This window comes from Methylobacterium sp. NFXW15 (genome assembly GCF_049887755.1).
In the GTDB taxonomy this organism is placed as follows: domain Bacteria; phylum Pseudomonadota; class Alphaproteobacteria; order Rhizobiales; family Beijerinckiaceae; genus Methylobacterium.
In genome coordinates this window covers 477,441-501,851 of the sequence record NZ_JAGEKG010000002.1, presented here as the reverse complement: position 1 = coordinate 501,851, position 24,411 = coordinate 477,441, and the positions used below count along the sequence as shown (strand labels likewise).

General features: G+C 66.7%; 22 protein-coding genes. 8 read left to right on the top strand and 14 right to left on the bottom strand.

Translation table 11 applies throughout. The features are described from left to right. Window positions 1-22: 22 nt before the first annotated feature. From gor to J4O73_RS06710, 5 genes are all read right to left on the bottom strand, one after another. A complete protein-coding gene (gor, locus tag J4O73_RS06730; protein ID WP_426215767.1) occupies window positions 23-1,402 on the bottom strand; it encodes a glutathione-disulfide reductase in 1,380 nt (459 codons plus the stop codon). Then, entirely contained in the window at window positions 1,399-2,613 is a 1,215-nt protein-coding gene (locus J4O73_RS06725; RefSeq protein WP_426215765.1) for an O-antigen ligase family protein, read from the bottom strand. Before J4O73_RS06725 ends, gor begins: the two co-directional genes overlap by 4 nt. Window positions 2,614-2,619: 6 nt before the next feature. After that, window positions 2,620-3,165, bottom strand: a complete 546-nt coding sequence (locus J4O73_RS06720; RefSeq protein ID WP_426215763.1) for a DUF2059 domain-containing protein — start codon at window positions 3,163-3,165, stop codon at window positions 2,620-2,622. Between the two features lie 29 nt (window positions 3,166-3,194). Beyond that, complete coding sequence (gene rpiA, locus J4O73_RS06715; protein ID WP_426215761.1) at window positions 3,195-3,905, bottom strand: ribose-5-phosphate isomerase RpiA; 711 nt, start codon at window positions 3,903-3,905, stop codon at window positions 3,195-3,197. A gap of 127 nt (window positions 3,906-4,032) precedes the next feature. Beyond that, the gene (locus tag J4O73_RS06710; RefSeq protein WP_426215759.1) at window positions 4,033-4,497 is read right to left on the bottom strand and encodes a hypothetical protein; all 465 of its coding nucleotides are present in this window, start codon (window positions 4,495-4,497) and stop codon (window positions 4,033-4,035) included. Between the two features lie 161 nt (window positions 4,498-4,658). Here J4O73_RS06710 and J4O73_RS06705 point away from each other — a divergent pair, with 161 nt between their 5' ends. Then, a complete protein-coding gene (locus J4O73_RS06705) occupies window positions 4,659-5,336 on the top strand; it encodes an HAD-IA family hydrolase (RefSeq protein WP_426215757.1) in 678 nt (225 codons plus the stop codon). Window positions 5,337-5,342: 6 nt separating this feature from the next. On the opposite strand, the gene J4O73_RS06700 is transcribed toward J4O73_RS06705, so the two are convergent. After that, window positions 5,343-6,497 carry a pyridoxal phosphate-dependent aminotransferase gene (locus J4O73_RS06700; protein WP_426215755.1) on the bottom strand — a complete coding sequence of 385 codons (1,155 nt, stop codon included), beginning with the start codon at window positions 6,495-6,497 and terminating at the stop codon, window positions 5,343-5,345. A 122-nt stretch (window positions 6,498-6,619) separates the two neighbouring features. Between J4O73_RS06700 and J4O73_RS06695 the strand changes: the two genes are divergently transcribed. From J4O73_RS06695 to aat, 4 genes are all read left to right on the top strand, one after another. Next, the gene (locus tag J4O73_RS06695) at window positions 6,620-7,396 is read left to right on the top strand and encodes a DsbA family protein (protein WP_426215753.1); all 777 of its coding nucleotides are present in this window, start codon (window positions 6,620-6,622) and stop codon (window positions 7,394-7,396) included. A 160-nt stretch (window positions 7,397-7,556) separates the two neighbouring features. Continuing rightward, the gene (gene accB / locus J4O73_RS06690; protein ID WP_426216001.1) at window positions 7,557-8,021 is read left to right on the top strand and encodes an acetyl-CoA carboxylase biotin carboxyl carrier protein; all 465 of its coding nucleotides are present in this window, start codon (window positions 7,557-7,559) and stop codon (window positions 8,019-8,021) included. Window positions 8,022-8,041: 20 nt separating this feature from the next. Further along, window positions 8,042-9,394 (top strand): acetyl-CoA carboxylase biotin carboxylase subunit, encoded by a 1,353-nt coding sequence (gene accC / locus J4O73_RS06685; RefSeq protein ID WP_426215751.1) that lies wholly within the window; start codon window positions 8,042-8,044, stop codon window positions 9,392-9,394. Window positions 9,395-9,453: 59 nt separating this feature from the next. After that, on the top strand, window positions 9,454-10,134 hold the full coding sequence (gene aat / locus J4O73_RS06680) for a leucyl/phenylalanyl-tRNA--protein transferase (RefSeq protein ID WP_426215749.1): 681 nt from the start codon (window positions 9,454-9,456) through the stop codon (window positions 10,132-10,134). A gap of 25 nt (window positions 10,135-10,159) precedes the next feature. Here aat and J4O73_RS06675 read toward each other — a convergent pair whose 3' ends face one another. Both J4O73_RS06675 and J4O73_RS06670 read right to left on the bottom strand, forming a co-directional pair. Further along, window positions 10,160-10,738, bottom strand: coding sequence for a DUF2155 domain-containing protein (locus J4O73_RS06675; protein ID WP_426215999.1), 579 nt, complete (start codon window positions 10,736-10,738; stop codon window positions 10,160-10,162). A gap of 159 nt (window positions 10,739-10,897) precedes the next feature. Further along, window positions 10,898-11,311 (bottom strand): NADH:ubiquinone oxidoreductase subunit NDUFA12, encoded by a 414-nt coding sequence (locus J4O73_RS06670; RefSeq protein ID WP_426215747.1) that lies wholly within the window; start codon window positions 11,309-11,311, stop codon window positions 10,898-10,900. 483 nt (window positions 11,312-11,794) lie between these two features. Here J4O73_RS06670 and J4O73_RS06665 point away from each other — a divergent pair, with 483 nt between their 5' ends. The 3 genes from J4O73_RS06665 to J4O73_RS06655 all read left to right on the top strand — a co-directional run bounded on the left by J4O73_RS06665 (window position 11,795) and on the right by J4O73_RS06655 (window position 16,849). Then, complete coding sequence (locus tag J4O73_RS06665) at window positions 11,795-15,499, top strand: vitamin B12-dependent ribonucleotide reductase (RefSeq protein WP_426215745.1); 3,705 nt, start codon at window positions 11,795-11,797, stop codon at window positions 15,497-15,499. Window positions 15,500-15,769: 270 nt separating this feature from the next. Then, complete coding sequence (locus J4O73_RS06660) at window positions 15,770-16,129, top strand: glycosyltransferase family 2 protein (RefSeq protein ID WP_426215743.1); 360 nt, start codon at window positions 15,770-15,772, stop codon at window positions 16,127-16,129. Between the two features lie 138 nt (window positions 16,130-16,267). Further along, a complete protein-coding gene (locus J4O73_RS06655) occupies window positions 16,268-16,849 on the top strand; it encodes a hypothetical protein (RefSeq protein WP_426215741.1) in 582 nt (193 codons plus the stop codon). A 1-nt stretch (window position 16,850) separates the two neighbouring features. Here J4O73_RS06655 and J4O73_RS06650 read toward each other — a convergent pair whose 3' ends face one another. From J4O73_RS06650 to J4O73_RS06625, 6 genes are read right to left on the bottom strand one after another with little or no spacing between them, the layout of a single operon-like run. Continuing rightward, the gene (locus J4O73_RS06650; protein ID WP_426215739.1) at window positions 16,851-18,560 is read right to left on the bottom strand and encodes an alpha/beta fold hydrolase; all 1,710 of its coding nucleotides are present in this window, start codon (window positions 18,558-18,560) and stop codon (window positions 16,851-16,853) included. 4 nt (window positions 18,561-18,564) lie between these two features. Beyond that, window positions 18,565-21,003 (bottom strand): glycosyl hydrolase 2 galactose-binding domain-containing protein, encoded by a 2,439-nt coding sequence (locus J4O73_RS06645; protein ID WP_426215737.1) that lies wholly within the window; start codon window positions 21,001-21,003, stop codon window positions 18,565-18,567. A 4-nt stretch (window positions 21,004-21,007) separates the two neighbouring features. Continuing rightward, the gene (locus J4O73_RS06640) at window positions 21,008-22,018 is read right to left on the bottom strand and encodes a DUF1839 family protein (RefSeq protein WP_426215735.1); all 1,011 of its coding nucleotides are present in this window, start codon (window positions 22,016-22,018) and stop codon (window positions 21,008-21,010) included. Then, complete coding sequence (locus J4O73_RS06635; protein ID WP_426215733.1) at window positions 21,982-22,950, bottom strand: amino acid--[acyl-carrier-protein] ligase; 969 nt, start codon at window positions 22,948-22,950, stop codon at window positions 21,982-21,984. Before J4O73_RS06635 ends, J4O73_RS06640 begins: the two co-directional genes overlap by 37 nt. Then, window positions 22,950-24,116, bottom strand: a complete 1,167-nt coding sequence (locus J4O73_RS06630) for an acyl-CoA dehydrogenase family protein (RefSeq protein WP_426215731.1) — start codon at window positions 24,114-24,116, stop codon at window positions 22,950-22,952. Before J4O73_RS06630 ends, J4O73_RS06635 begins: the two co-directional genes overlap by 1 nt. Further along, the gene (locus J4O73_RS06625) at window positions 24,113-24,367 is read right to left on the bottom strand and encodes an acyl carrier protein (protein ID WP_426215730.1); all 255 of its coding nucleotides are present in this window, start codon (window positions 24,365-24,367) and stop codon (window positions 24,113-24,115) included. Before J4O73_RS06625 ends, J4O73_RS06630 begins: the two co-directional genes overlap by 4 nt. Between the last annotated feature and the right edge of the window lie 44 nt (window positions 24,368-24,411).

Below are 24,411 nucleotides of genomic sequence, written 5' to 3'. Positions count from 1 at the left end.
GTCGCTATCCCTGAACGAGAGCCTAACCGACCCCGACCGGATGCTTCGTGACGGCGGGTACCCGCATGGTCACGAGTTCCTCGGCGGCGGTGGGGTGGACCGCGATGGTGCGGTCGAAATCCGCCTTGGTCGCCCCCATCGTGACGGCGATCCCGACGGCCTGAATCAACTCGCCCGCATCCTGCCCGAAGAGATGCACGCCGAGCACACGATCCGTCGCGCATTCGACGATGACCTTCATCATCACCCGCTCGTCACGTCCCGATAGCGTCGCCTTCATCGGCCGGAACGACGCTTTATAGACGTCGATCTCCCCGCATTGCTGGCGAGCCGCCGCCTCGGACAACCCGACCGTCCCGATCTCGGGTGTCGAGAACACGGCGGTGGGGATGAGGTGATGATCGACGCTCGTCGGCTTGCCGCCGAATTCCGTATCCGCGAAGGCGTGTCCCTCCCGGATCGCGACCGGCGTCAGGTTTGCCCGGTTCGTCACGTCGCCCACGGCATAGATGGACGGCACCTGGGTCCGCGAAAATTCATCGACGGGAATCGCGCCAGCGGCATCCGGCACGATGCCGACCCGATCGAGACCGAGCCCACCGATGTTCGGCTTGCGGCCGGTAGCGAGGAGGATCTGGTCCGCCTCGATCACGCTGCCGTCGCTCAAGGTGGCGGCGAGGCCGCCATCGTGGCGCTCGATCTTCGACAATGTCGCACCGAGGCGGAGGTCCATACGCTTCTCATAGGCATCGGCCAGGGCATCGCGCACCTCGTCATCGAAGCCTCGCAGGAGCTTGTCGCCCCTGTGCAGCAGGGTGGTGCGGCTCCCGAGGGCCGCGAACACGCCTGCGAATTCGACCGCGATGTATCCGCCGCCGACGACGAGAATCCGCTCCGGCAGGCTCTCCAACTCGAACACCTCGTTCGAGGTGATGGCGAATTCGACGCCCGGCACGGCGGGCTCCTTCACGGGATGGGCGCCCACCGCCACGAGGATGCGTTGCGCACGCACGAGGCGGCCGGACTTCACGAGGCGGACCGTATTCTCATCCTCGATCACCGCCCGCTCGGGCACGATCTCGACGCCCGCCCGCATCAGGTTCGCGTCGTAGATGCTTTCCAGCCGCGTGACCTCGGCGTCGCGCCGGGCTTTGAGCACGCTCCAATTGAAGCGCGGCCTCTCCACCGTCCAGCCGAACCCGGCAGCGTCCTCGAATTCGTCGGCGAAACGGCCCGCATAGACCATCAGCTTCTTCGGCACGCAGCCGCGGATCACGCAGGTGCCGCCGACACGGTATTCCTCGGCCAGCATCACCTTGGCGCCGTAACCGGCGGCGATGCGCGCGGCCCGGACACCGCCGGAGCCGCCACCGATGACGAAGAGATCGACGTCGAAACTCATGTCGGCAGGTCCGTCGTAGATGAAGCTGTGTGAGCGCGGGCGGCCCTCGCCCAGGTGATGGCAGCACCGAGCCCAGCCGTCCACCAGCCCGCCCAAGCGTTGTGTTCCACAAAGGCGATGGCTGCTGCGCAAGCCACGAGGCCCAATCCAACGGCAAGGTCGGCGATCGGTAGCACGCTCAATCGGGAGAGCATCAGCATCAGCACGAGGGCGGCAAGAAAAGCGCCGGGCAGGCCGAGTTCGGCCCAGACCTGAAGGAAGCTGTTATGCGGATGGCCGACGCCGAGCAGGATGCGCATTTCCGGCTCGATCCTGGCCGCGACGGGCGTCTCCGCGAAACGCCCGCTGGTGCCGAACCCGGCGCCACGCCACGGTGAGAGCGCCACCGCCGTGCCGAAGCTCCGGGCGATGGCGACTCGCGCCCGCGACGAGGATTGCGTGAGCTGGGCATGCGCCGCCTCGGGCATCACCTTCGACAGGAGGTCGCCCTCGATTGGCGCCAGCGTGACCGCGAGGCCGAGCCCTAGCCCCGCCAGGGCCACGGCGCCCCGCCGCGGCAGAATCCGGCTCAAGCCAGCCATGGCGAGACCGGCGAACAGGCCCATCGCCGCCGCGCCGCTGATCGACTTCAGGATGCCGAGCCCGGCACAGGCGAGCATCGCCAGGGCAGCCAGCCGCGAACCCCGTCTCCACAGCAGCAGAGCCAATGGGGCGGCCACGAGATCGAGGATCATCGCGGGCCGGTTGTGCACGAAGGCCGCGACACGGCTGCCGAACAGCCGCTCCACCGGAAGATCCAAAGCGAGGTCGATCGCGATGAACGGACCCGCCAGGAAAATCGCGAAACACGCGAGTCCCGGCGCGAAATCCGGCAGACGCCCCGGTGCGAGCCGCGCGAGGAGATAGGCGGCGACCAGCGTCGGGAGGAACTCGCCGAGCATCCGGAGCGAAGAGCTCGGGAAGGGGCTCCACGATATGGAGACGACGCACCAACCGAGAAAGGCCACAGATGCCAAACCCATCGGCGTCCGCAACTGTGCGACGAGCAGGGCCAGCAAGTCACCCCGCTGCTCTCGCCACCGCCCGGCGAGGAAGGCCAGGGCGGCGATGGCCACGACGGCGGGGCTCGACCGGTTGGCCAGCACCATCACGAGTGGCAATAGCGCCAGGGCCGCCCCGCCCAGGGCGTAGAACGGCCGTGCCGCCTGCATGTCGGTTTACTGGAGTTCGTGGCCGCGCTTGGCCATCTCCGCGCGGACGCGGACCATGATGTATTCCGAGACTTCCTCGGTCCAACCCTGCATCGCGCGGACCATCTCATCGAGCAGCGCGGGCTGCATCTCGACGTAGCGCTTGCCTGCGGGCGAGCGGAAGAAGTTGGCGATGTCGGTGAGTTCGGCCTCGCTGAACTTCGCGGCGTAGGTGCGCGCGGCGATGTCGATCAGGCGCTGCTTCTGCAACTCCATTTCCGGCTGGATCGCGATCAGAACCTCTTCGAGGTCCTTCTGGATCTCCGGCCGGGTAATCGCCTGCTTGCGGATCTGATCCGCGAAGGATGGTATGATCGAATCGAACGACCGGGCGATGCCGGAGCTGAGCATGACCTCCCGGGCGAGTGCGAGGTGATTCGCGCTGTAGGTCGGCGCGGCCGGGGCAGCGGTTGCGGGAGCGGCTGCCGGGGCAGGCTTCTTCACCTGGGCGAGAACCGGCGTGACGGGCGCCGCAAGCGCGAGGCCGAGCAGAGCGGCGAGAAGGCGGGACATCGATAGGTCCTGTCGGTTGGAGAATCGGTTCAGGCGAGGGAGCCGAGGACGGTCACTTGGGCTTTCCCGCCGACATCGGCGGCGAGGATCGCGGCGGAGGCGATTCCGAGGAACAACCCATGCTCCACCACGCCGGGCACGGACCAGAGGGCAGCCCCGAGACGTTCGGGATCGGGAATGCGGCCGAGCCGGGCATCGAGAATCATGTGACCGCCATCGGTCATGACGGGACGGCCATCCTTCTCGCGCAGGATCACCGGGCCTTCGCAGCCCGAAGCGGACAAGGCCGCCTCGACGGCCAGGCGCGTGGCGGCGAGGCCGAACGGGTTCACCTCGATGGGCAGCGGGAAGGCACCGAGAGTGCCGACGTGCTTGGCGGCATCCGCGATCACCACCATGCGGCGGCTGGCGCAGGCGACGATCTTTTCGCGCAGCAGAGCGGCACCGCCGCCCTTGATCAGACGCAACTGGTCATCGACTTCGTCCGCACCATCGATCGTGAGATCGAGTTGAGGCTGCTCGTCCAGGGTGGCGAGGCGGATGCCAAGCCCTTCGGCCTGGATGCGCGTCGCCTCCGAAGTCGGCACGCCGACGATGTCGAACCCATCACGGACTTTCGCGCCGAGCAGATCCACGAAGGCAGCAGCCGTCGAACCCGTGCCGAGCCCAAGCTTCATGCCGGGCTGAACCAGTTCGAGCGCACGGGCAGCGGCGGCGCGGCGGAGGTCGGGACCGCTCATCACAGATCGCTCCGGCGGGGCTGAACGGGGATCGAAACGGACATGGTCGGGCTGGCCCTGAGGGATGCTCGCCGCGCCCCTAACACGCCGAATGCCAGACCGGAACGGGCCTGCGGCGCGTGGCTGGTCACGGACGCCCACCCTGTGAAGGGGTGACGCTCGTTCCCGGCCGCCCGGCCGAGGTGCCGGGAATCGGTGCATTGTCCGAAGCCTCGGCACCTGGGCGCGACTGCTGCGTGCAGACGACCTGTTGGTTCTTCACCAGCACGAAGCAAATGCTCATCTCGCCGGTGCGATAATTGACGCGGAACACGCCCGCCTCGCGGCCGTGGCGACTCGCGACGAGGCCGTATTCGGAAGGCGCCTGCGGCCCTGCTCCCTCGCCCGCGCCGAAGCACACCGTCTGACCGATGCCGCCGCCGGATTCCTGTAGGCCGTACTGACAGGAGATGACCTCGCCGGTCACCTTGTCGATCCGGTACATGCGGTTCAGGTCGGTCTGGGGGGCGGGCACGAATTCGTAAGAGGTCGCCGCCGCCGGGAGAGCGTGCAGCAGGCCGCAGACGATGAGCGTCGGCAGAATGGGGCGCATGGGACTTCCGCTGAAGGGAGGCCCCGCTTTCGCGGAGGTTTCAGGCGAGTCTTAGGCAGGGATGGCGGAACAGGATTGCCTGCTGCTTCGCCGCGTACCCTTGCCGGGTCGCCGCGTCGCCGGTAGCCAAGCGCCACTTTCCGAACGAGTGGATCTCCGACATGGTCGCCCCGCCCATCGCCGTCTTCGACCTCGACGGCACTCTCGCCGAAACAGCGGGCGACCTGATCGGTACGCTCAACGTGCTCCTGACCCGCGAGGGTCTGGCCGAACTCCCCCTGTCTCAGGCTCGCGAATTGATCGGGGCCGGGGCGAAAGCCTTGATCAAGCGCGGTTTTGAGGCGGAGGGCCGTGCCCTCGCACCGGCCGAGCACGACAGGCTGTTCGATGACTTCATCACCCATTACGGCGAGCACCTCGCCGATTCCTCCCACCTGTTCGATGGCGTGGTCGAGTCGCTCGATCGGCTTGCCCAAGCGGGCTTCACGTTGGCCGTCTGCACCAACAAGTACGAGGGGCAGTCCGTTAAGCTCCTGAACATCCTCGGCATCGCCGATCGCTTCGCGGCGATCTGCGGCCGGGACACGTTCCCGGTCTACAAGCCCGATCCCCGCCACCTGACCGATACGATCGCTCAGGCGGGCGGCGATCCGGCGCGCGCCGTGATGGTGGGCGATTCCCGCACCGACATCGATACGGCAAAGGCGGCGGGCATCCCCGTCGTCGCCGTCACCTTCGGCTACACAGACACGCCTGTCAGCGAGTTGGGGCCCGATCGCGTGATCGAGCATTTCGCCGATCTCTACGAAGCCGTGACCTCGCTGGTCCCGCAGCACTGAATCGGGTCAGCGAAGCCACGTCCTGAGACGGGCCACCGTATCCCGGCAATCCTTCTCCGATCCGGCGAAGGAGAAGCGGATGTGGTGGCCGCCCGCCGAGGGGTCGAAATCGAGGCCGGGCGTCGCGGCGATGCCGGCCTCATCGAGCATGCGCCGACAGAACCCCGCGGCATCGTTCGTAAGGTTCGACACGTCGGCATAGATGTAGAACGCGCCGTCCGCCGGGTGGACCTTGCCCAGGCCGAGGCCGGGAAACGCATCGAGCAGGATCGCGCGGTTGCGCGCATAGCCTTCGCGCACTGCCTCCAACTCCTCGGTCGCGTCGAAGGCAGCGAGTGCCCCGATCTGCGAGAGGTAGGGTGCGGAGATATAAAGGTTCTGCGCCAGCCGCTCGACGGCCCGCACCAGCCCTTCCGGCACGACCATCCACCCGATCCGCCAACCGGTCATGCAATGGTACTTGGAGAAGGAGTTGATGATCACCGCATCCGGCTCGAACTCCAGCGCGGTGGCGGCAGGCGCGCCGTAGGTGAGGCCATGATAGATCTCGTCCGAGATCAGCGGCAGGCCGAGGCGGCGGGCGCGCGCGCAGAGATCGCCGAGGGCATCCGGCACGATCACCGTGCCAGACGGATTGGCCGGGCTCATCACGAGGACGCCGTTCAGGGCTCCCATCTCGTGGGTGGATTGCAGCAGATCGGCCGTTGGAGCGAAGCGGTCCTGCTCGCGCAGCACCATGGGCACCGGTTCGATGCCGAGCGAGGCGAGGATGTTGCGATAGGCCGGATAGCCCGGCTGCGGCACGCCCACCCGGTCGCCCGCATCGAACAACGCCATGAAAGCCAGAAGGAATCCGGCCGAGGAGCCTGTCGTCACCACGACCTGCTCCGGCGCGACCGTGACACCGTACCGCCCCCGGTAATCCTGCGCGATCCGCTCGCGCAGGGCCGGCAAGCCGAGAGCCTCGGTATAGGGCACGCGCCCGAGCGTGAGCGCATTGCGTGTCGCCTCGATGACCGGGCGGGGCGCCCCCGCCGAGGGCTGGCCGACCTCCATATGTACCACGTCGAGGCCCGAACGCTCCCGCGCCGCGGCGGCGCTCATGACGTCCATGACCATGAACGGCGCGACCTGCGAGGACCGGCGGGAGGGGTTTGGCATAGGATCCGTCTGCTCAGGGTGCCCATTGGGCGCAATCGGTCTATTTGACCGCGCGCCGCGAAAACGCCAAACCCGGCGGCAATAGGCTCAGCCAGTCCGACGCCCGCGTCTCGCGAGGAATCATGTCTTTCTTCCGCCCCCTGCCCGTCCTCGCTCTCGCGCTCAGCCTCGGCGCCTCAGCCACGGCCCTGGCGCAGAATGCCGCCGCGCCCTTCACCGACGCACAGCGTTCGGCGATCGAGGGCATCATCAAGGATTACCTGATCAAGAACCCCGAGGTTCTGCAGGATGCGATGGCCGAGGCCGAGAAGCGGCAGGTCGAGACGCAGCGCCTCGCCCAGGCCGCTGCCCTCAAGGAGTCGCGCGAGCTGCTGGTGAACGGCAAGCACGATGTGGTCGCGGGTAACCCGCAGGGCGACGTCACCCTCGTCGAGTTCTTCGATTACAATTGCGGCTACTGCCGCAAGGCCCTCGGCGACGTGCAGACGCTCATCAAGTCGGATCCCAAGCTACGGGTCGTCATCAAGGATTTCCCGGTGCTCGGCCAGGAATCCCTGGAGGCGAGCCAAGTGGCCGTCGCCGTGGCGCAGCAGCTGAAGGGTGATAAGCTCTTCGAGTTCCACCAGAAGCTGCTCGAGTCCAAGGGCCGCGTGAACGGCGCCAAGGCCCTCGACGTCGCCAAGCAGATGGGCCTCGACACCGCCAAGCTCCAGAAGGACATGTCGTCCCCGGAGGTGAAGGCGGTGATTTCCGAGAATCGCGGCCTCGGCGACCGGCTCGGCCTGTCGGGGACGCCCGCCTTCATCGTGGGCGACGAAGTGATTCCCGGCGCGGTCGGCGTCGAGCCGATGCGCAAGACCATCGCGGATGTCCGGCAGTGCGGCCACGCCTCTTGCTGAACCTCTGAACGAAACACCATTTCATCGCGGCTTGTCGCGGGGCTGTCTGGTCGTCTAAGACCACAAGGCCCGCGGCGAAGCGCGGTGTTCCCGGCGCCCGGTTGAGCCTGAGCCCCCGCCCGCCGGACGATCGGACCCGATGCCAGACGAAGAAGGCCGGATGCCCAAGCACGATTCCATCGATCCCGAGCTCGTTCGCGAGCTCGCCCACCTCGTCACGGAGACGGGTCTCTCCGAGATCGAGGTCGAGAAGGGAGATCTGCGCATCCGGGTCGCCCGCCGGATCGAGCCGGTCTCCGTCCAGGTCGCGGCGCCCGCCCCGATCGCGGCGGCGCCCGCCCCGGTTCACATGCCGGCGGCCCTCGCCCCGGCCGAGCCCGTCCGCACCGATCCGGGTACCGTGCCCTCCCCCATGGTCGGCACGGCCTACCTGCGTCCGTCGCCCGACGCGAGACCGTTCATCGAAGTCGGCACGCGAGTCGAGGTCGGCGACAAGCTGCTCCTGATCGAGGCGATGAAGACCTTTAACGAGATCGTTGCGACCCGCGCCGGCACCGTGACGGCGATCTTCGTCGAAGACGGCCAGCCGGTCGAGTTCGGCGAGGCGCTCCTCGTCATCGCCTGACGCCCCGGGAAGCAGCCGCCATGTTCGACAAGATCCTGATCGCCAACCGGGGCGAGATCGCGCTGCGGATTCTGCGGGCGGCGAAGGAACTCGGCATCGCCACCGTGGCGGTGCATTCCACCGCCGACGCGGACGCGATGCATGTGCGCCTCGCCGACGAGAGCGTCTGCATCGGCCCGCCCGCCGCGCGGGACAGCTACCTCAACATCCCCTCGATCATCGCCGCCTGCGAGATCACCGGGGCGGATGCCGTCCACCCCGGCTACGGCTTCCTCTCGGAGAATGCCCGCTTCGCCGAGGTGCTGGCACACCACGATATCGGTTTCATCGGCCCCAAGGCGGAGCACATCCGCATCATGGGCGATAAGATCGAGGCGAAGCGGACGGCGCTCCGCCTCGGCATTCCCTGCGTTCCCGGTTCCGAGGGCGGGGTTGAGACGGGCGACGAGGCCAAGCGCGTCGCCGCCGAGATCGGCTATCCCGTGCTGGTGAAGGCCGCCTCCGGCGGTGGTGGGCGTGGCATGAAGGTCGCGCGTACCGAGGCCGATCTGGATCAGGCCATCGGCATGGCCCGGTCGGAGGCCAAGGCCGCCTTCGGTGACGATGCCGTCTATCTCGAAAAGTATCTCGAGAAGCCGCGCCATATCGAGGTTCAGGTCCTGGGTGACGGCAAGGGCGGCGCCGTCCACCTCGCCGAGCGCGACTGCTCGCTTCAGCGTCGTCACCAGAAGGTGTGGGAAGAAGGCGGTTCGCCCGCCCTCAATGAGGCGATGCGGGCCGAGATCGGCGGCATCTGCGCCAACGCCATGAAGGAGTTAAGCTACCTCGGCGCGGGCACGGTGGAGTTCCTCTACGAGGACGGCCGCTTCTACTTCATCGAGATGAACACCCGTATCCAGGTGGAGCATCCGGTGACGGAGATGATCACCGGCATCGACCTCGTGAACGAGCAGATCCGGGTTGCGGCGGGAGCGCCGCTTTCGGTGGCGCAGAGCGACATCAAGGTCGAAGGCCACGCCATCGAGTGCCGCATCAATGCCGAGGATCCGGAGACCTTCCGTCCTTCGCCGGGGCAGATCACCTATTATCATCCGCCGGGCGGCCTCGGGGTTCGCGTCGATTCCGCCGCGTTCCAAGGCTACAAGATCCCGCCGAATTACGACTCGCTGATCGGCAAGCTCATCGTCCATGGGCGCACCCGTAACGAGTGCCTGATGCGCCTCCGCCGTGCGCTCGATGAGTTCGTCATCGACGGTGTCGATACGACACTGCCGCTGTTCCGTGCCCTGGTCCGCAATCAGGACGTGCAGAATGGACTGTACGACATCCATTGGCTCGAAACGGCCCTGGCGAATGGCGTCCTGAAGACCTGAGCGGGAGCGGCCATAGGACCCTCTGGCCTTTCCCCTTTGAGCGGGCGACAGTCATCGCCATGCATGACGGCGCCCGCATCGACATCACGCCCGAAATCCTCCTGAGGGCCTACGCCGCGGGGATCTTCCCGATGGCGGAGGATGCTGACGATCCAACCCTCTACTGGGTCGAGCCGCGCGCCCGGGGCATCCTGCCGATCGACGGGTTCCGCATTCCCCGGCGCCTCGCCAGGACCGTGCGATCTGACGTGTTCGAGGTCTGCTCGGACACCGATTTCCAGGGGGTGATCGAGGGCTGCGCGGGGCCGCGTCGCGATAGCGAGCGCACCTGGATCAATCAGCGCATCCGCGACCTCTACGGCGCGCTGTTCAATGATGGCTACGTCCACACGATCGAGGTCTATGCCCGCGAACCGCGCCGACTCGTCGGGGGTCTCTACGGCGTCTCGCTCGGATCGGCCTTCTTCGGCGAGAGCATGTTCCACCTTGCCCGCGATGCATCCAAGGTGGCGCTCGTTCACCTGATGGCCCGCCTTCGCACCGGCGGCTACCGGCTGGCCGACACGCAATTCGTGACCGACCATCTCGCCCAGTTCGGCGCCGAAGAGATTCCGCGCCACGCCTACAAGCGCCGTCTCGCCACCGCGCTCGATGCGGAGGCGGATTGGAACATCTGGCCCTGCGACGGGACCGTCACGGGGGAACAGGTGTTGCTGGCACTCGACCCTGTCGAGGAGTGATCCCCGCTCGCCGAAGCGAGTCCGGCTAGCGGAAGATCGCGTCGAAGATCGATTGTGGCTGGGGCGGCGCCACGGGGGCCGGGGCCGGACCTTCGTTCGACGGGAAGAATTTGCGCGAGGGCTTCTGCTTCGGTTGAACCGGCACGCCGCGCGGCGCCTCGACATCCACCTGCCCGGACGAATTGACCTGCTGGGCCGTCTTGGTCGCGTCCTTGCGCTTGCCCGGCTTCTCGGGCTTGGCGGCCATGGCAGGGACGTCTTCCTGCTCCTTGGCCTCGGCGATCACATCGTTGCCGCCCTTACAATCGACCAGCCACACATCGTAGATCGGATGCTCGATGGCGTGCAGGCCAGGGCTCGACGCGAACATCCAGCCCGTGAAGATCCGGCGATACTTGTTGTCGAGGGTGACCTCATCGACCTCGAGAAAGGCCGTGGTCTTGGCCGGCTCGGTCGGCGGGCGCGAATAGCAAACGCGAGGCGTCAGTTGCAGGGCGCCGAACTGGACGGTTTCGTCCACTGCGACCTCGAACGAAACGATGCGGCCGGTGATCTTGTCGAGGCCGGAGAACACCGCGGTCGGGTTCTTGATCTTGTCGGCCATGGCCGGAACGGCCGCGAGGCAGACGGCGCCGAAGCAGAGCGCCCGAACGGTGCGGGAAGAGGTGCGGCTCAAGGCGTCTGCCTTTCGGCGGTCGGGACTAAGCGGGTTGCGCCCGGTTCAACACCGCAACGGTGGCGGCAAAAGGGCGCCGCGCAGGGCCTATTCCGGCGACCAGGGGGCGTAATCGCCCGTCGCGGCCGGCCGGGAGCCCCAGGAAAGCTGCGAGCCCTGCGGCCGGTAGGCGTTGGCCGTGCCGGTCTGGTTCTCGACATGCGGCTTCTGCCAGGGCTTGGGCGTGTACTGCTCCTCGCTCGGCGCTACATCGACGTTATGGCAGAGCCAGCCGCGCCAGCCGGGCGGCACCTTCGAAGCGTCCGCATAGCCGTTGTAGACCACCCAGCGTCGCTCGCTGCCGACCGAACGGTCGATCAGTGCGCCCTGCGCCTTGTAGTACTTGTTGCCTAGCTCGTCCTCGCCGACGAAGATTCCCGAGCGCGCGGTATCGACGGCGACCGAGACGGTCTGCCCGTTCCACCACGTGAAGATGCGCAGCAGGGTATCCTTGAGAGCCATCACCCGATCCGGTCCGTGGCCGCGCCCGCAGGCGCGTCGGACGCGGTTATGGGCAGGCAACGCGCGCGAGTCCAGTGCTGCGATGCGAAGGGCCCACCTGTCGCATGGATGACACGCCAGGGCCGCTGCGAAAATCGGGTCCGGCTCAGACCCATGTGGACGCAAAATTTTCCCGGCGGGAATCCTCGACGTGCAAAGGACACTTACGCGGATCGACGCCGATATCCACAGGCTTTTTCCTCACACCACAAGATGTAGCGGGAAACCTTCCGCCCGCACACCACTTGTTGACGTGAAAGGCGGGTCGGCGTTAATCTCTTGGACATGGTGGTGCCCCCTCGGTCACGGCGTTCAGTGGGCCGCCCCCGTCTCTAAAATCAACGTTGCGGAACCGAACCGAGCCTAGTGCGGGCCGGGTCGGAACCGCTGCCCCCGCTTGTGGCGGGATCGGGGCCCTGTGCCCCGTCGGGAGAGGTGTGACTTATGCGGTTCGAACGTCGCTTCACCACGGCCGGGCAGTCGCCTTACGCGGAGATCGCGTTTCGCAAGGCGCTGAGCGAGATCCGCAATCCGGACGGGTCGGTCGTGTTCCGCCTCGATGGGATCGATGTGCCGGACAGCTGGAGCCAGGTCGCGAGCGATGTGCTGGCCCAGAAGTATTTCCGCAAGGCGGGCGTCCCCGCGCGGCTGAAGAAGATCGAGGAGAACGACGTCCCCTCCTTCCTATGGCGCTCGGTGCCGGACGATGCGGCGCTCGCCGAGGTTCCGGTTGAGGAGCGCTTCGGCTCGGAAACCTCCGCGACGCAGGTGTTCGACCGTCTCGCGGGCTGCTGGACCTACTGGGGCTGGAAGGGCGGCTACTTCTCGTCGGAGGAGGATGCCAGCGCGTTCATGGACGAACTGCGCTTCATGCTCGCCCGGCAGATGGTGGCACCGAACTCGCCGCAATGGTTCAACACCGGCCTGCATTGGGCCTACGGCATCGACGGTCCGGGCCAGGGCCACTTCTATTGCGACTACCGCACCGGTGAGTTGACGCGCTCCAGCAGCGCCTACGAGCACCCGCAGCCGCATGCCTGCTTCATCCAGTCGGTGCAGGACGACCTCGTGAACGAAGGCGGCATCATGGACCTGTGGGTCCGTGAAGCGCGCCTCTTCAAGTACGGCTCGGGCACGGGTTCGAATTTCTCGATGCTCCGCTCGGAGAACGAGAAGCTCGGCGGCGGCGGCAAGTCGTCCGGACTGATGTCCTTCCTGAAGATCGGCGATCGCGCGGCGGGCGCGATCAAGTCGGGCGGCACGACACGCCGCGCGGCCAAGATGGTGATCGTCGATATCGACCACCCGGATATCGAGGCCTTCATCGACTGGAAGGTGAAGGAAGAGCAGAAGGTCGCCGCCCTGGTGACCGGCTCGAAGGTCGTCTCCAAGCACCTCACCGCCGTCATGAAGGCCTGCACGCAGTGCGAGGCCGAAGGCGACGCCTGCTTCGATGCCGAGCGCAACCCGGCGCTCAAGCGTGAGATCAAGGCCGCCCGCAAGGCGATGGTGCCGGATTCCTACATCAAGCGCGTCGTCCAGTTCGCCAAGCAGGGCTTCACCAAGATCGAATTCCCCGTCTACGACACTGACTGGGATTCCGAAGCCTACCTCACCGTCGCCGGCCAGAACTCCAACAATTCGGTCTCCCTGACCGACGACTTCTTGCGCGCCGTCGAGGCCGACAAGGAGTGGAACCTCACCGCTCGCGTCACCGGCAAGGTCGCTAAGACCCTGAAGGCGCGCGACCTGTGGGAGAAGATCGGCGAAGCAGCCTGGGCCTCGGCCGATCCGGGCCTGCACTTCAACACCACGATGAACGACTGGCACACCTGCCCGTCGGGCGGCCGGATCCGGGCCTCGAACCCGTGCTCCGAGTACATGTTCCTCGACGACACCGCCTGTAACCTCGCCTCGACGAACCTACTGACCCTATACGACCGTCAGGCGAAGCGTTTCGACGTGGTGGGCTATGAGCACGTCAACCGCCTCTGGACGGTGGTTCTCGAAATCTCGGTGCTGATGGCGCAGTTCCCGTCCCGCGAGATCGCGGAGCTGTCCTACCGGTACCGCACCCTCGGCCTCGGCTACGCCAATATCGGCGGTCTGCTGATGACGATGGGCCTGTCCTACGACTCGCATGAGGGCCGCGCCCTGGCCGGTGCCCTCACCGCCATCATGACCGGCGTCTCCTACGCGACCTCGGCCGAGATGGCGGCGGAACTCGGCCCCTTCCCGGCCTATGACGAAAATGCCGACGCGATGCTGCGGGTGATCCGCAACCATCGCCGGGCCGCCCACGGCGAGGCCGACGGTTACGAGTTCTTGCAAATCGCCCCGGTCCCCCTGGATCACGCCAACATCCCGCAGGACGATTTGGGCCAGCACGCCCGCGCCGCGTGGGACCGCGCCCTGGCGCTCGGCGAGGAGCATGGCTACCGCAATGCCCAGGCGACCGTCATCGCGCCCACCGGCACGATCGGCCTCGTGATGGATTGCGACACCACCGGTATCGAGCCGGACTTCGCCCTGGTGAAGTTCAAGAAGCTCGCGGGTGGCGGCTACTTCAAGATCATCAACCGCGCGGTGCCGGATGCCCTCCGGGCGCTGGGCTATCGCGAAAGCGAGATCGCCGAGATCGAGGCCTATGCCGTGGGCCACGGCTCGATGGGTCAAGCTCCGGCGGTCAATCCGGCGAGCCTGCGTGCGAAGGGCTTCACCGACGAGAAGATCGCGGCGGTGGAGAAGGGTCTCAAGTCGGCCTTCGACATCAAGTTCGTGTTCAACCGTTGGACGCTCGGTGACGACTTCCTGACGAAGGACCTCAAGGTCCCGGCCGAGAAGCTTGGCGACCCGACCTTCGAGCTGCTGCCTTTCCTCGGTTACACCAAGAAGGAGATCGAGGCCGCCAACACCCATGTCTGCGGGGCGATGACGCTGGAAGGCGCGCCGTTCCTGAAGACCGAGCATTACGCGGTGTTCGATTGCGCCAACCCCTGCGGGCGGATCGGCAAGCGGTACCTCTCGGTCGAGAGCCACATCCGCATGATGGCGGCGGCGCAGCCCTTCATTTCGGGGGCGATCTCCAAGACCATCAATATGCCGAACGACGCCACGGTCGAGGATTGCAAGGCGGCCTACCTGCTGTCCTGGCGCCTCGCCTTGAAGGCGAACGCCCTCTACCGCGACGGCTCGAAGCTCTCGCAGCCGCTCAACTCGGCCCTCATCGCCGATGAGGAGGAGGATGCGGACGAGGCGGTCGAGGCTCTGGTCCAGGCCCCGGCGGCGGCCAAGGCTGCGGCGGCGGCCGAGCGAATCGTGGAGCGCGTCATCGAGCGGGTCGAGCGCATCCGTTCGCGGGAGAAGCTCCCGGGCCGCCGGAAGGGCTACACCCAGAAGGCCGTGGTCGGCGGGCACAAGGTCTATCTCCGCACCGGCGAGTACGACGACGGTCGCCTCGGCGAGATCTTCATCGACATGCACAAGGAAGGCGCCGCCTTCCGCAGCTTGATGAACAACTTCGCCATCGCGATTTCGCTCGGCCTTCAGTACGGCGTGCCGCTGGAAGAGTTCGTGGAGGCCTTCACCTTCACACGCTTCGAGCCCTCGGGCTTCGTGCAGGGGAACGACGCGATCAAGAACGCGACCTCGCTGCTGGACTACGTGTTCCGTGAGCTGGCGATCTCGTATCTCGGCCGCACGGACCTCGCGCACGTCAACCCCAACGAGATCGGCAACACCGTGCTCGGCGGCGGCGAAGCGGGGGACACCACCCGCGAGGGCCCGAAGTCGACCTCGGCGGCGTCCATCGTGTCGCGCGGCCTGCTGCGCGGCTCGGCCGATCGCCTGACCGTGATCCAGGGCGGCCCGGCGGGCCAGACGCTCGCCGTCTCCCCGGCTCCGGTCACCGGCACGGTCCACGCCGTGCGGGGTGCGACGGCTCTGAAGGCTGAGCCCGTCGAGATGGCCCAAATCGCCGAGACCCTGCCCTTCGCCGCGCCGACGCGCTCGGTCGAGGACCGCCGGGCCGAGGCGAAAATGAAGGGCTATGTCGGCGAGGCTTGCCCGGAATGCGCGAACTTCACGCTCGTCCGGAACGGGACATGCCTGAAGTGCGACACCTGCGGCGGCACCACCGGCTGCTCGTAACGTAGCACGCCGGGCGAACTCAGCCCTGCCCGACTGTAAATCAGTCGGGCAGGGCTTTGTTTTGTGTGGTCAATCTCGATGCGACCTGACACTTCATATCGAAACGACATGGCACTGTAGGCCATGGGAAACAGCAAAAGTTGTAATCCGATCGAAAGTTTCAATCTTGAGCTTGTTTTAGTCGAGATCGATAAATCGTAGGGAAAATGATCTCCGCCCGCTGAGGCCGGAGCATGCTTTGCCCGCGCGGACGCGCCTGGACTTCGTGCGATGTCTTCCCCTCGTTTGTCGATCGTTACGCCGACGCGGAACGCGCCGCACTTATTGGACCGTCTGTTCTACAGCCTGGTCAATCAGACCTGCCCCGACTTCGAATACGTTCTGGTGGACACAAGTTCGGATGATCTGACCATGGAGCGATGGTGGCGGGATTTCGCGCCCCATCTCGATCATCGGTTTCGCTATGCGAGGGTCCATCTGCCGTCACCGAACATGGCCGATGCCTTCGAGTATGCCTTCGGCCAAGCCAAGGGTGAGTACGTTTGCCCGATGACCCATAAGGCGATGTGGCGCCCGGACGGCGTGGAGAACCTTCATCGGATCATCGATCGTCACCCGGAACTCCCCTGATTCGCCTTCAAATCCCTCTACACCGACTACGATATCCATCAGGGAAGCTTCGCTGACCTGGAACCGATCGAGTTCGGAAGTCCTTGGGACGGCTCAGGGCCGGAAGTCTTCGACAGTCGCGCGATATTTGCGGAAAGCGTGGCCGCATTCGCAGATCACGGATACGAACCTGACTATACAGATATGCATCTCACCATGCCGTTCAGCTCTCATGCCGTGTTTTCAGCAGAGTTGCTGACTCGGGCGAAGGACCGGTTCGGGGCGATCGTGGCGGGACGATTTGCTGGAGATTCTCGGCTCGGCTATCGCATCATGGATCTTGAGGAGCATGTGCACCTTTTCAGGGATTTCGAGCCGCGCATCAGCAGTATGCTTGCACGAACCGGCGCGGCGGGCGCGCAACTGAATGATTGGCGCTATCTTTCGTCCGTCTTCTCTACATTGAGTGTCGAGACGAAACAGGTCATCTCGCGCTCCCCCTTCGGCTACATGCCTCTCTGGGCCGTTTTGACGACATGGGAACTGTTCTCGAACGTAAAGGAAGCGCAGGGACACCTGCGAATGACGCTCGAGTTTCCGGCGGTCAAAATAAAGGCGATGCTCGTTCGTGAATTGTCACGGCTGAGGAACGTTGACGAGCCGGTGCGGGCAGGCCTGTTGCGCCATGTCGAGGCGATCGCCGCGCGTCTCGAACCACACGGTCTGCGCGCGTGGTTCTGATTCACGTCGATGAGATGGCGTCGATGATGATCCGTTTCATCCGCTCCTGAGCACCTGCGGTGCTCATGTTGTGATCTGTATCGGGCATCAGGATCACCGGGTGGCCGAGGCGCTTCGCGACCTTGGAGGGCGAGCGGCCGAGATGCATCGCGACTTCGCCGAGCCCGGCTTCCCCTTCACTGAAGATGAGCAAGAGACGCGCCCCGCGCTTGCGGAAGGCGGCGCAGCGGCCCGCGACGCTGGCCGCCGAGGGAAAGGGTTGCAGAATCTTCGCCGCCATCTGGCCGATGCGGCCGAGGGCGACGGAGACGAGACGCGAGGCGATGGCGCCAACCTTCACCTCTCCGCGCAGCGCACGCTGCCACGTCCCCTTCTGACGAAGCAACGAAGCGTAGGTCGCCGGGCTCCGAAAGCTCGGCTTCAGGGCCGCGCTGAGATCCGTATTGGGGTCCCAATCGAAGCAATAGAGGTTCGAGATCACAGCGGTCCGCACCCGGGGATCGGTGCAGAGCAGGTGAAAGCCGAAATAGGCGCCGCTGCAATTGCCGGTGACGACGACCCCCCTGCCCTCGTCCAGCCGGTCGATGCCCGCCCGCGCTTCGTCGAGGGCGTCGGCACTGTAGAGCGGCGGCTTGCCATCCGGCCGATCGCCGCTGTCGCCGACGCCGCGTAGATCCACGCGCAGGGACTTGATGCCGAGAGCGGCCAGGGACCGGGCGAGTTCCGTGGTCTGGCGGCCGTAGCCTGAGCGCGGGTTGACCCCGGAATTCAGGAACAGGACCGGCGGCTTGTCTGAAGCCGGGATCTCCGGCGCGCAGACGATGCCGACATTCTCGCCGAAGCGGATAACCGTCTCCGTCCAGCCGGGTCCGGTGATGGGCGAGGCGGGCGCCGGGAGTCGTGGAGCGCCCAGCGGGGCCGCAGCGCCCTGTTTGGCGAAGGCAACGACCTGCGCGAACACCTCGGTCGGGGTTTCGGAGATCAAGGCGTTCGACAGGAATGGCGCGAGGCCGGGGAACGGCCCGGCCGTGACGTGGCTGCCGCCCGCCCGGAGGCGCCCGGCGAGCCCGGCCGGATCCGCGCCGAGGATGAGGACATCCGGCACGGGCGCGGGCGGAAGTTTGGCGAGATCGACCTGGCCGAGAGACGCGAGCAGGCCTGCCGCCGGGCGGAAGCCGCCGAACACCGGAGAGGCCGGGTCCTGCGGGAAAGGGCGGCCATCGGGCAATTGGTCGATGGTCTTCGCGCGGATGTTCATCTCGCGCAGATAGGCGCGGCCGGAGGCGAAGGGCGCCAGGAGGACCAGCCTGTCGATGCCGCCGTCCTCGGCGGACAGGAGAGCGAGGGTCGCCCCGACGCGCAGGCCGACAAGGACAATCTCTTCGACGCCCCCCTGCTCGCGCAGGAAGCGCACGGCGCTCTTGATGGCACGCACCATCGTCTCGACAGCGGGCTGATCCGGATCGGCGGAATCACCCTCCCCCGGGTAGTCGAAGCGCAGGGTCGGGAATCCGGCGGCCGAAAGGTCGGCGGCGAGGCGCCGCCAGCCGCGACCGGCCGAGATCTGCTCATAACCGAGGGTGCCGCACAGGACGATTCCCCGGCGGGAAAAGCCTGCGCCGTACCAGCCGAGCATGTTCTCGAAGCTGACCGGCATGCCCGAAACCGGGGTGGCTCCGGCGAAGGCTTTGTCGGGCGTGGCCAGCGTCATCGCGTCAGAGCCTTACGGATGAAACATCGTTGAGGGCGCGCACGCAGCCTTCCGGCCGCCGGGACAGACCGGTAAGGGCGATGCGACGCGGATACCCGGGCAGGAGGTGGAAGCCGTTATCGGCGGGCCGCCCCTGCCCTTCGAGGTCGATCTGCACGTTGAGGGCCGGACGCTCGGTGGAGAGACGCAAGCCCCAACCGTCCGGCCCCTCGGCGATCTCTGCCGACAGCCCGGTCTCGACGGGCGTCACGTCCCGCCCGGTGGGATGATGGATCGCGTCGGCGATCACGTCCCCCGCGCCGTCGAGCAGCGCGGCATGGGCAAGGCGGTGCTGCGCCGGTCCGAAGCGATAGGCCGACGTGGCATCAAAGAACCGGCCGAGCAGTTCGGCGGAACTGAAGGTCAGCGCACCGCGCGGAGGGATCTCGACCGGCCGCTCGGACTTGGCCACCGCCTTACCCGAGGCATCGAGGAAAGCGAGGCGCAGGGTCGCCCCGACACTCTCGGCGGTCTCGTTGATGAGGTGAACGTGAAGTCCGTTCAGCCCCTCGTCGGACAGGATCAGCTCCACCGGCCGGAAGGCGCGCTTCAGGGCATACCAAGCGGATTTCGGCAGGCCATCATGGGCCACCACCCCCCAACCCGCGCCGGGAGCGAGATCGCGCCAGGACAGGACGAGCCCCCCCATGGTCGGCGAGCGAGCCCGCCGCCACTCGGCAAAGGTCGCCTCCATGCATTCGGCTACGGCGGCCCGGCCGAGGGCGAGATAGCGCTCTGGGTCCTCCCGGCGCAGGCGGTCGGGATCGGCCCCGTAGAGCGTAGCGACGTAATGGTCGCGGACCGTCTCGAAATCCCAATCCGCGCCGCGATCACGGGGGACGCCCGCCGCCCAGCGGGGATCCGTCGGGTCCGTCAGGTCGGCGCGGCGCAGGCTCTCCGGCTCCGGTACGTTGGCAAAGGCTAGGCACTCGCTCGCGAAGCCGACCTCCGCCCGGCGGGCATCCTCAAACGGGCGCAGATAGGCGCCGACGCCGAAGTAATGCGCGACACCCGCGCTCACCGAGAAGGGCAGATCACCCCCAGAGGGTGAGTTCGGCACCACGATCAGGTCCGGTCGCTTGTCCGCCACGAGCCCCGGTAAGGTCTCGCCGGGAAAGCCGCCGCTCCATGTTTCACGCGGCAGCCCGAGCATGGAGGCCTGCTGCCAGACCTCGCTGCCGCCGCAGACGACGCAGAGGGAGGGCGAGGTCTGCGTACGGTCGAGGAAAGCAGCGATCTCGGCGGCGAGGTTTTCGCGGAATGCCGGATCCTCGTGGGGATAGTCGAAATTGGCGAGCATCAGGTCCTGCCAGACCAGGATGCCGTATTCGTCGCAGAGGTCGTGGAAGGCATCGGCCTCGTAGAGGGTGATGCCCGGCACGCGCAGCATGTTCACCCCGGCCTCGCGGGCGAGGTCGAGCAGGGGCCGCAAGGTTTCCTGATCGCCGGAGAGGCCGACGAGGTCGGCGGGCGTCCAGATGGCACCCCGGCAGAAGACAGGAACGCCGTTGATGGTGAGGCTCAGACCCTGCTCGAATGGCCGGGTCATGGTGAGGCTGCGGAAGCCGACACGACCGAGCGAGAGGCGTCGGCCGCCGATCTCCGCCTCGACCGTGTGGAGGGTCGGCGTGCCGTGGGTATGCGGCCACCAAGGCGCGATACCGGGAAGCGTCAACGTGCCGACGAAGAGACCAGGCGCCTCTTCCGTGAGGTTCATCTCGCATCCGTCGCAGCGGAGCACGGCCTTTCCGCCCTCCGAACCCGGCAGGCGCAGGCGGGCGACGAGCGTGCCGACGTCACCGTCGAGGCTCGCGCGAAGATCCGCCTCGTACGGGGCGCCGGTCTGCCGGGTGATGGGCCGGAACGGACCGACATGGTCGATGACCGGCGACCAGCCGGGCATGAAGCCGAGGAGCGTGGTGCGGGCATTCCGCAGGGAGCCCGGTGTCGCGAGGCGCGGACGCCAGCGCCCGCGCTTGTGCGGCTTGGCCAGCGACGCCGAGAGGGAGCGGAAGCAGAGGACGAGTTCGCTCGTCTCCGTCAGGTCCGCTTCGACGGTATAGGGCCGGAACATGGAATCGGTCGCGAGAACCTTATCGCCGTCGATCCAGATCTCGGCATTCGTCGCCAAGCCCTCGAAAGTCAGGCGCTCGCGGCCGGAGCCGGAGATCGGCACGCGATACCAGATGTCCTGATCGTGGATCGGCGCGGGGTCGGCCTCACGCCACAGACCCGCGTCGCTCAGGGCAGAGGCTGCGGTGCCGGGGACGGCGGCAGGGATCCAGCCTTCACGCCCGGCGCAATCGGCGGGCGAGGCGCAGGCACCGGCTTGCGTAGCGAGGAGTTGCCACGGGCCATCGACGGCGCGAGGGGCCGCCCCGTCGATCGCGCGGATCCGGGCCATGGTGTCAGGCCAGGGCGTCGCGGAGGGCGCCGAAGACCTCGTCGTAGGTCTCGGTGGCTTTGTCGAGCCGCTGTGGCAGGCCCACGGCACTGCGCTTGGCGAAGGCACGGGCCAGTTGGAACTGGAACGCCTTGGCCTCGCTGCCGAGCCGCGTCGCGGCTTCGGCGGCGGCAGAGAAGTCGCCCGCGCCGGTTGCCGTCAGCCACGCGAGATGGCTTCCCAGCATCTCGAAGTTGGCGCCGAGCTGACGCGTCGTGTTGAACGCGTATTTGTGGAACACCGAGAGCGGACGCACCACGAGCCCATCGCCGATTTCACCGAGCGCGGAGGCGAAGCCCTTCACGGGGTTATGGTTGGGTGCCCCGGACAGGTTGGCCCGCAAGAGGTCGAGAGCTACCGCAGGCAGCCGACCGGCCAGGACCGGATCTGCGACCGGGCGGACGAACTCGGCATAGGGAGGTAGCGTCGTCTCCGCGAAGATGCCGTCGTAATCGGCGCCTTCCAGGGTGAAGCGCCCGGCATTGTGCAGATAATCGAGCCGACGCCCGGCCTTGTCGATGGCGAGGATGCCGATCGTCGTCTTGGAATGCTCGCGGCCGTAGGTCGTGCCCGCCGTATCCGGCAGGAAGATCGCATCGACCTCCACCAGTACGACGTTACCCCGCGCGGCCTGAATCACGGCGTGGCGTTCGAGGCCATCATAGATCGCGAGTTCATCGAGACGCAGACCATAGAGGGCCTCGATCTCGGCCATCGACGGTTTGAAGAAGGTGAATTGGTCGCCTTCGAAATCCTGCCGCAGGGTGAAGCCGAGCATCGCTTCGGGCACGAGGCCGCGATGATGCAGAAGCTCGATCCAGAGATCGACGTAGCAATTGGTTTCGGGCCACGCCCGATCCTGCCCGTGCAGCGGATGGGAGGCGAAGACCGGCGCATCCGGCCGGTCTTCACGGATGGCGAAGCTGGCGGACAAGGCGCTCAGCCCCAGAGGGTGGCGCGCACGTCGGCGGGCCATTGGGCGAGGTCGAGCCCATGGTGGCGCAGCAGGGCGAGGGTGATGCGCTCCAGGCCGAAGCCGACGCAGGCCGTGTGGGCGACGCTGCCATCGGCCTGTGTGAGCCCCCAGGTCGTACCGAAATGGTCCTGGTGGTAGTTGAAGCTCAGGCAGGCGGTCGGCTTCTCGACGCTGTTGACCGGCACGTTCAGCTCGAACTTCAGGTTCTGGTTACGCTGGTTGTTGGCGAGCATCTTGCCCGCGCGACCGAAGAACGGATCGTTGGCGAGATCGACTTCCAGCGGCAGGCGGAGACCGGCCATCATCTTGGTGCCCCGGTCGAGCCACTTTTCGCGGAAGGCCAGCACTTCGTCGGGGCTGCCCATGCGCACGTATTCGCGCATCCGGAACAGCTGCATCCGGGTCGGCTCCAGCGAGGGCTCGTGCCGGAAACAGTAGGATTGCAGGTCGAACAACAGGCCGCCCTGTGGGAGAGGGCCGCGCGCCGCGGCCGTCGGGTAGAGCGGGTAGCAGGCCGCAGGCGTCAGGACGATGTCGGTCGCCGCCTGCTTCTCCGTCCAGTCCTTACCGGCCTCGACGCAGGCGAGCATGCGCGCATGGTCGGCTTCGTTGCCGCAGAAGCTGTGAACGGTGCCCGCAAGGTGCGGGAAGCCCTTCAGGTAGCCGCTGCGCTCGAAGGCCGAGCGGCTCATGCCCGGCGGGAAGCGCATCACCTCGGCTCCGTCATCGCCGCCGAGGCGGGAGACGAGACGGTCGAGGGCCTCGACCACGGATTCGAACGCGCCGCTGCGGCCATAGAGGCCATCCACGCCGGTGCGGACGAGGAGACCGGCATCGAACAGCCGGTCGAGGAAGGTCGGGGATTCCACGGTCGTGGAATCCTGCGGCACCTCGGTGGAGGCGACGGCGTCGAGGGCGGGCAGGCTGTCCATCAGGCGCTCAGGAGCTGGCCGCCGCCCTTCTGCACCAGCAGGAGGTTGGCGGTGTTGGAGAGGATGCGATCGTTGGCGATCATCAGCGGGGCCGACATCACGTCACGCAGCGGACGGCCGAGGCTGAACGGCGTGTCGTTGCGGTATCCGGCGATGCCGACGATCCCGAGGGACTTCTGGACGATGTCGACGGCCATGCTGGACGAGGTCGTCTTGACGTTGTTCAGGCTGACCGCGAACCCGAGGGAGCTGAGCTCGTCGGGCTCATGCTGGGCGCCCTCGTAGCGGCGCAGCCCGCCGAGGACGGTGGCCTTCATCGCCTGAAGGGCGCTGGCGGCCTCGGCGAGACGCAGGGCGCTCGGCGGCACCGTGCCGGGGCGGCGGCGGGCTTCACCCTGGACGAAGCTGCGCGCCCGGTCCACGGCATAGGTCGCGATGCCGAACCACACGCTGCTCCACAGCAGGTGTGAGGAGGCGAGCATCGACTGCGCCGCGATCTCGGCGAAGGGCTTCGGCAGGATCTGGACCGTGGGCACGCCCTTGGCTTCCAGGCGGAAGCCTTCGCTGCAGGTGCCGCGCATCCCGAGCGTGTCCCAGGTCGAGGTCCGGGCCAAGCTCATCTGATCGCGCATCAGCGCGACGAGCACCTGGTCGGATGTCGGAGCCTCCGGGTTGCGCCGGGCCGTGACGAGGATCACGTCGGCCTGCGATCCGTAGGAGATGACGCTGGCATCCTTGCCGAGGGAGAACACGTCACCTTCGGCCTCGACGGCGCACAGGCTGTTGCGCAGATCGCCGCCGATGCCCGCCTCGGTGGTGGAGGAGGCGATGAGCAATTGCTCGTTGGCGACTTTGGCCATCAGGCCGCAATGCCAATCGCTCGTGAGCCCGTGGGTCACGAGGCTCGCGAGCTTGATGTGGTGCATGGCGAAGACCATCGCCGAGGCGCTGCACGCCTGGCCGAGGGTGCAACACACTTCCGCGATCTGGGCGAGGCCTGCGCCCTCGCCACCGTATTGCGTCGGAATCTGGAGGCCGAGCAGCCGCTCCGTCTTCAGGGCGGCGACGGCCTCGGCGGGGAAGCGGCCCTCGCGATCGACCGCATCGGCATGAAGCGCAGCGACCTCTGCGACGCGCTTCGCCCGGCGAGCGAGGTCTGTGCTCACGCGGCGGCTCCCATGGACAGCTTGGTGACCGTCTCGCGGATGATCCGGATGGTCGAGAAGGAGCGACGGTTCAGGAGCGTATCCGGGAACTCGACCTCGAACTTCTCTTCGAGGCCCAGCATGAGCTGCACCGAACCGAAAGAGTCGAGCCCCTTCTCGAACAGGTCGTCGTCTTCGTTCAAGCTATCGACGATGGGAGACATGGCTTCATTCTGCCGAAGGATGTCCCTGATGACTTCGTCGGAGACCATTGCGATGCCCTCTATTGATGTTGTCACTCATACGCCGCAGATGA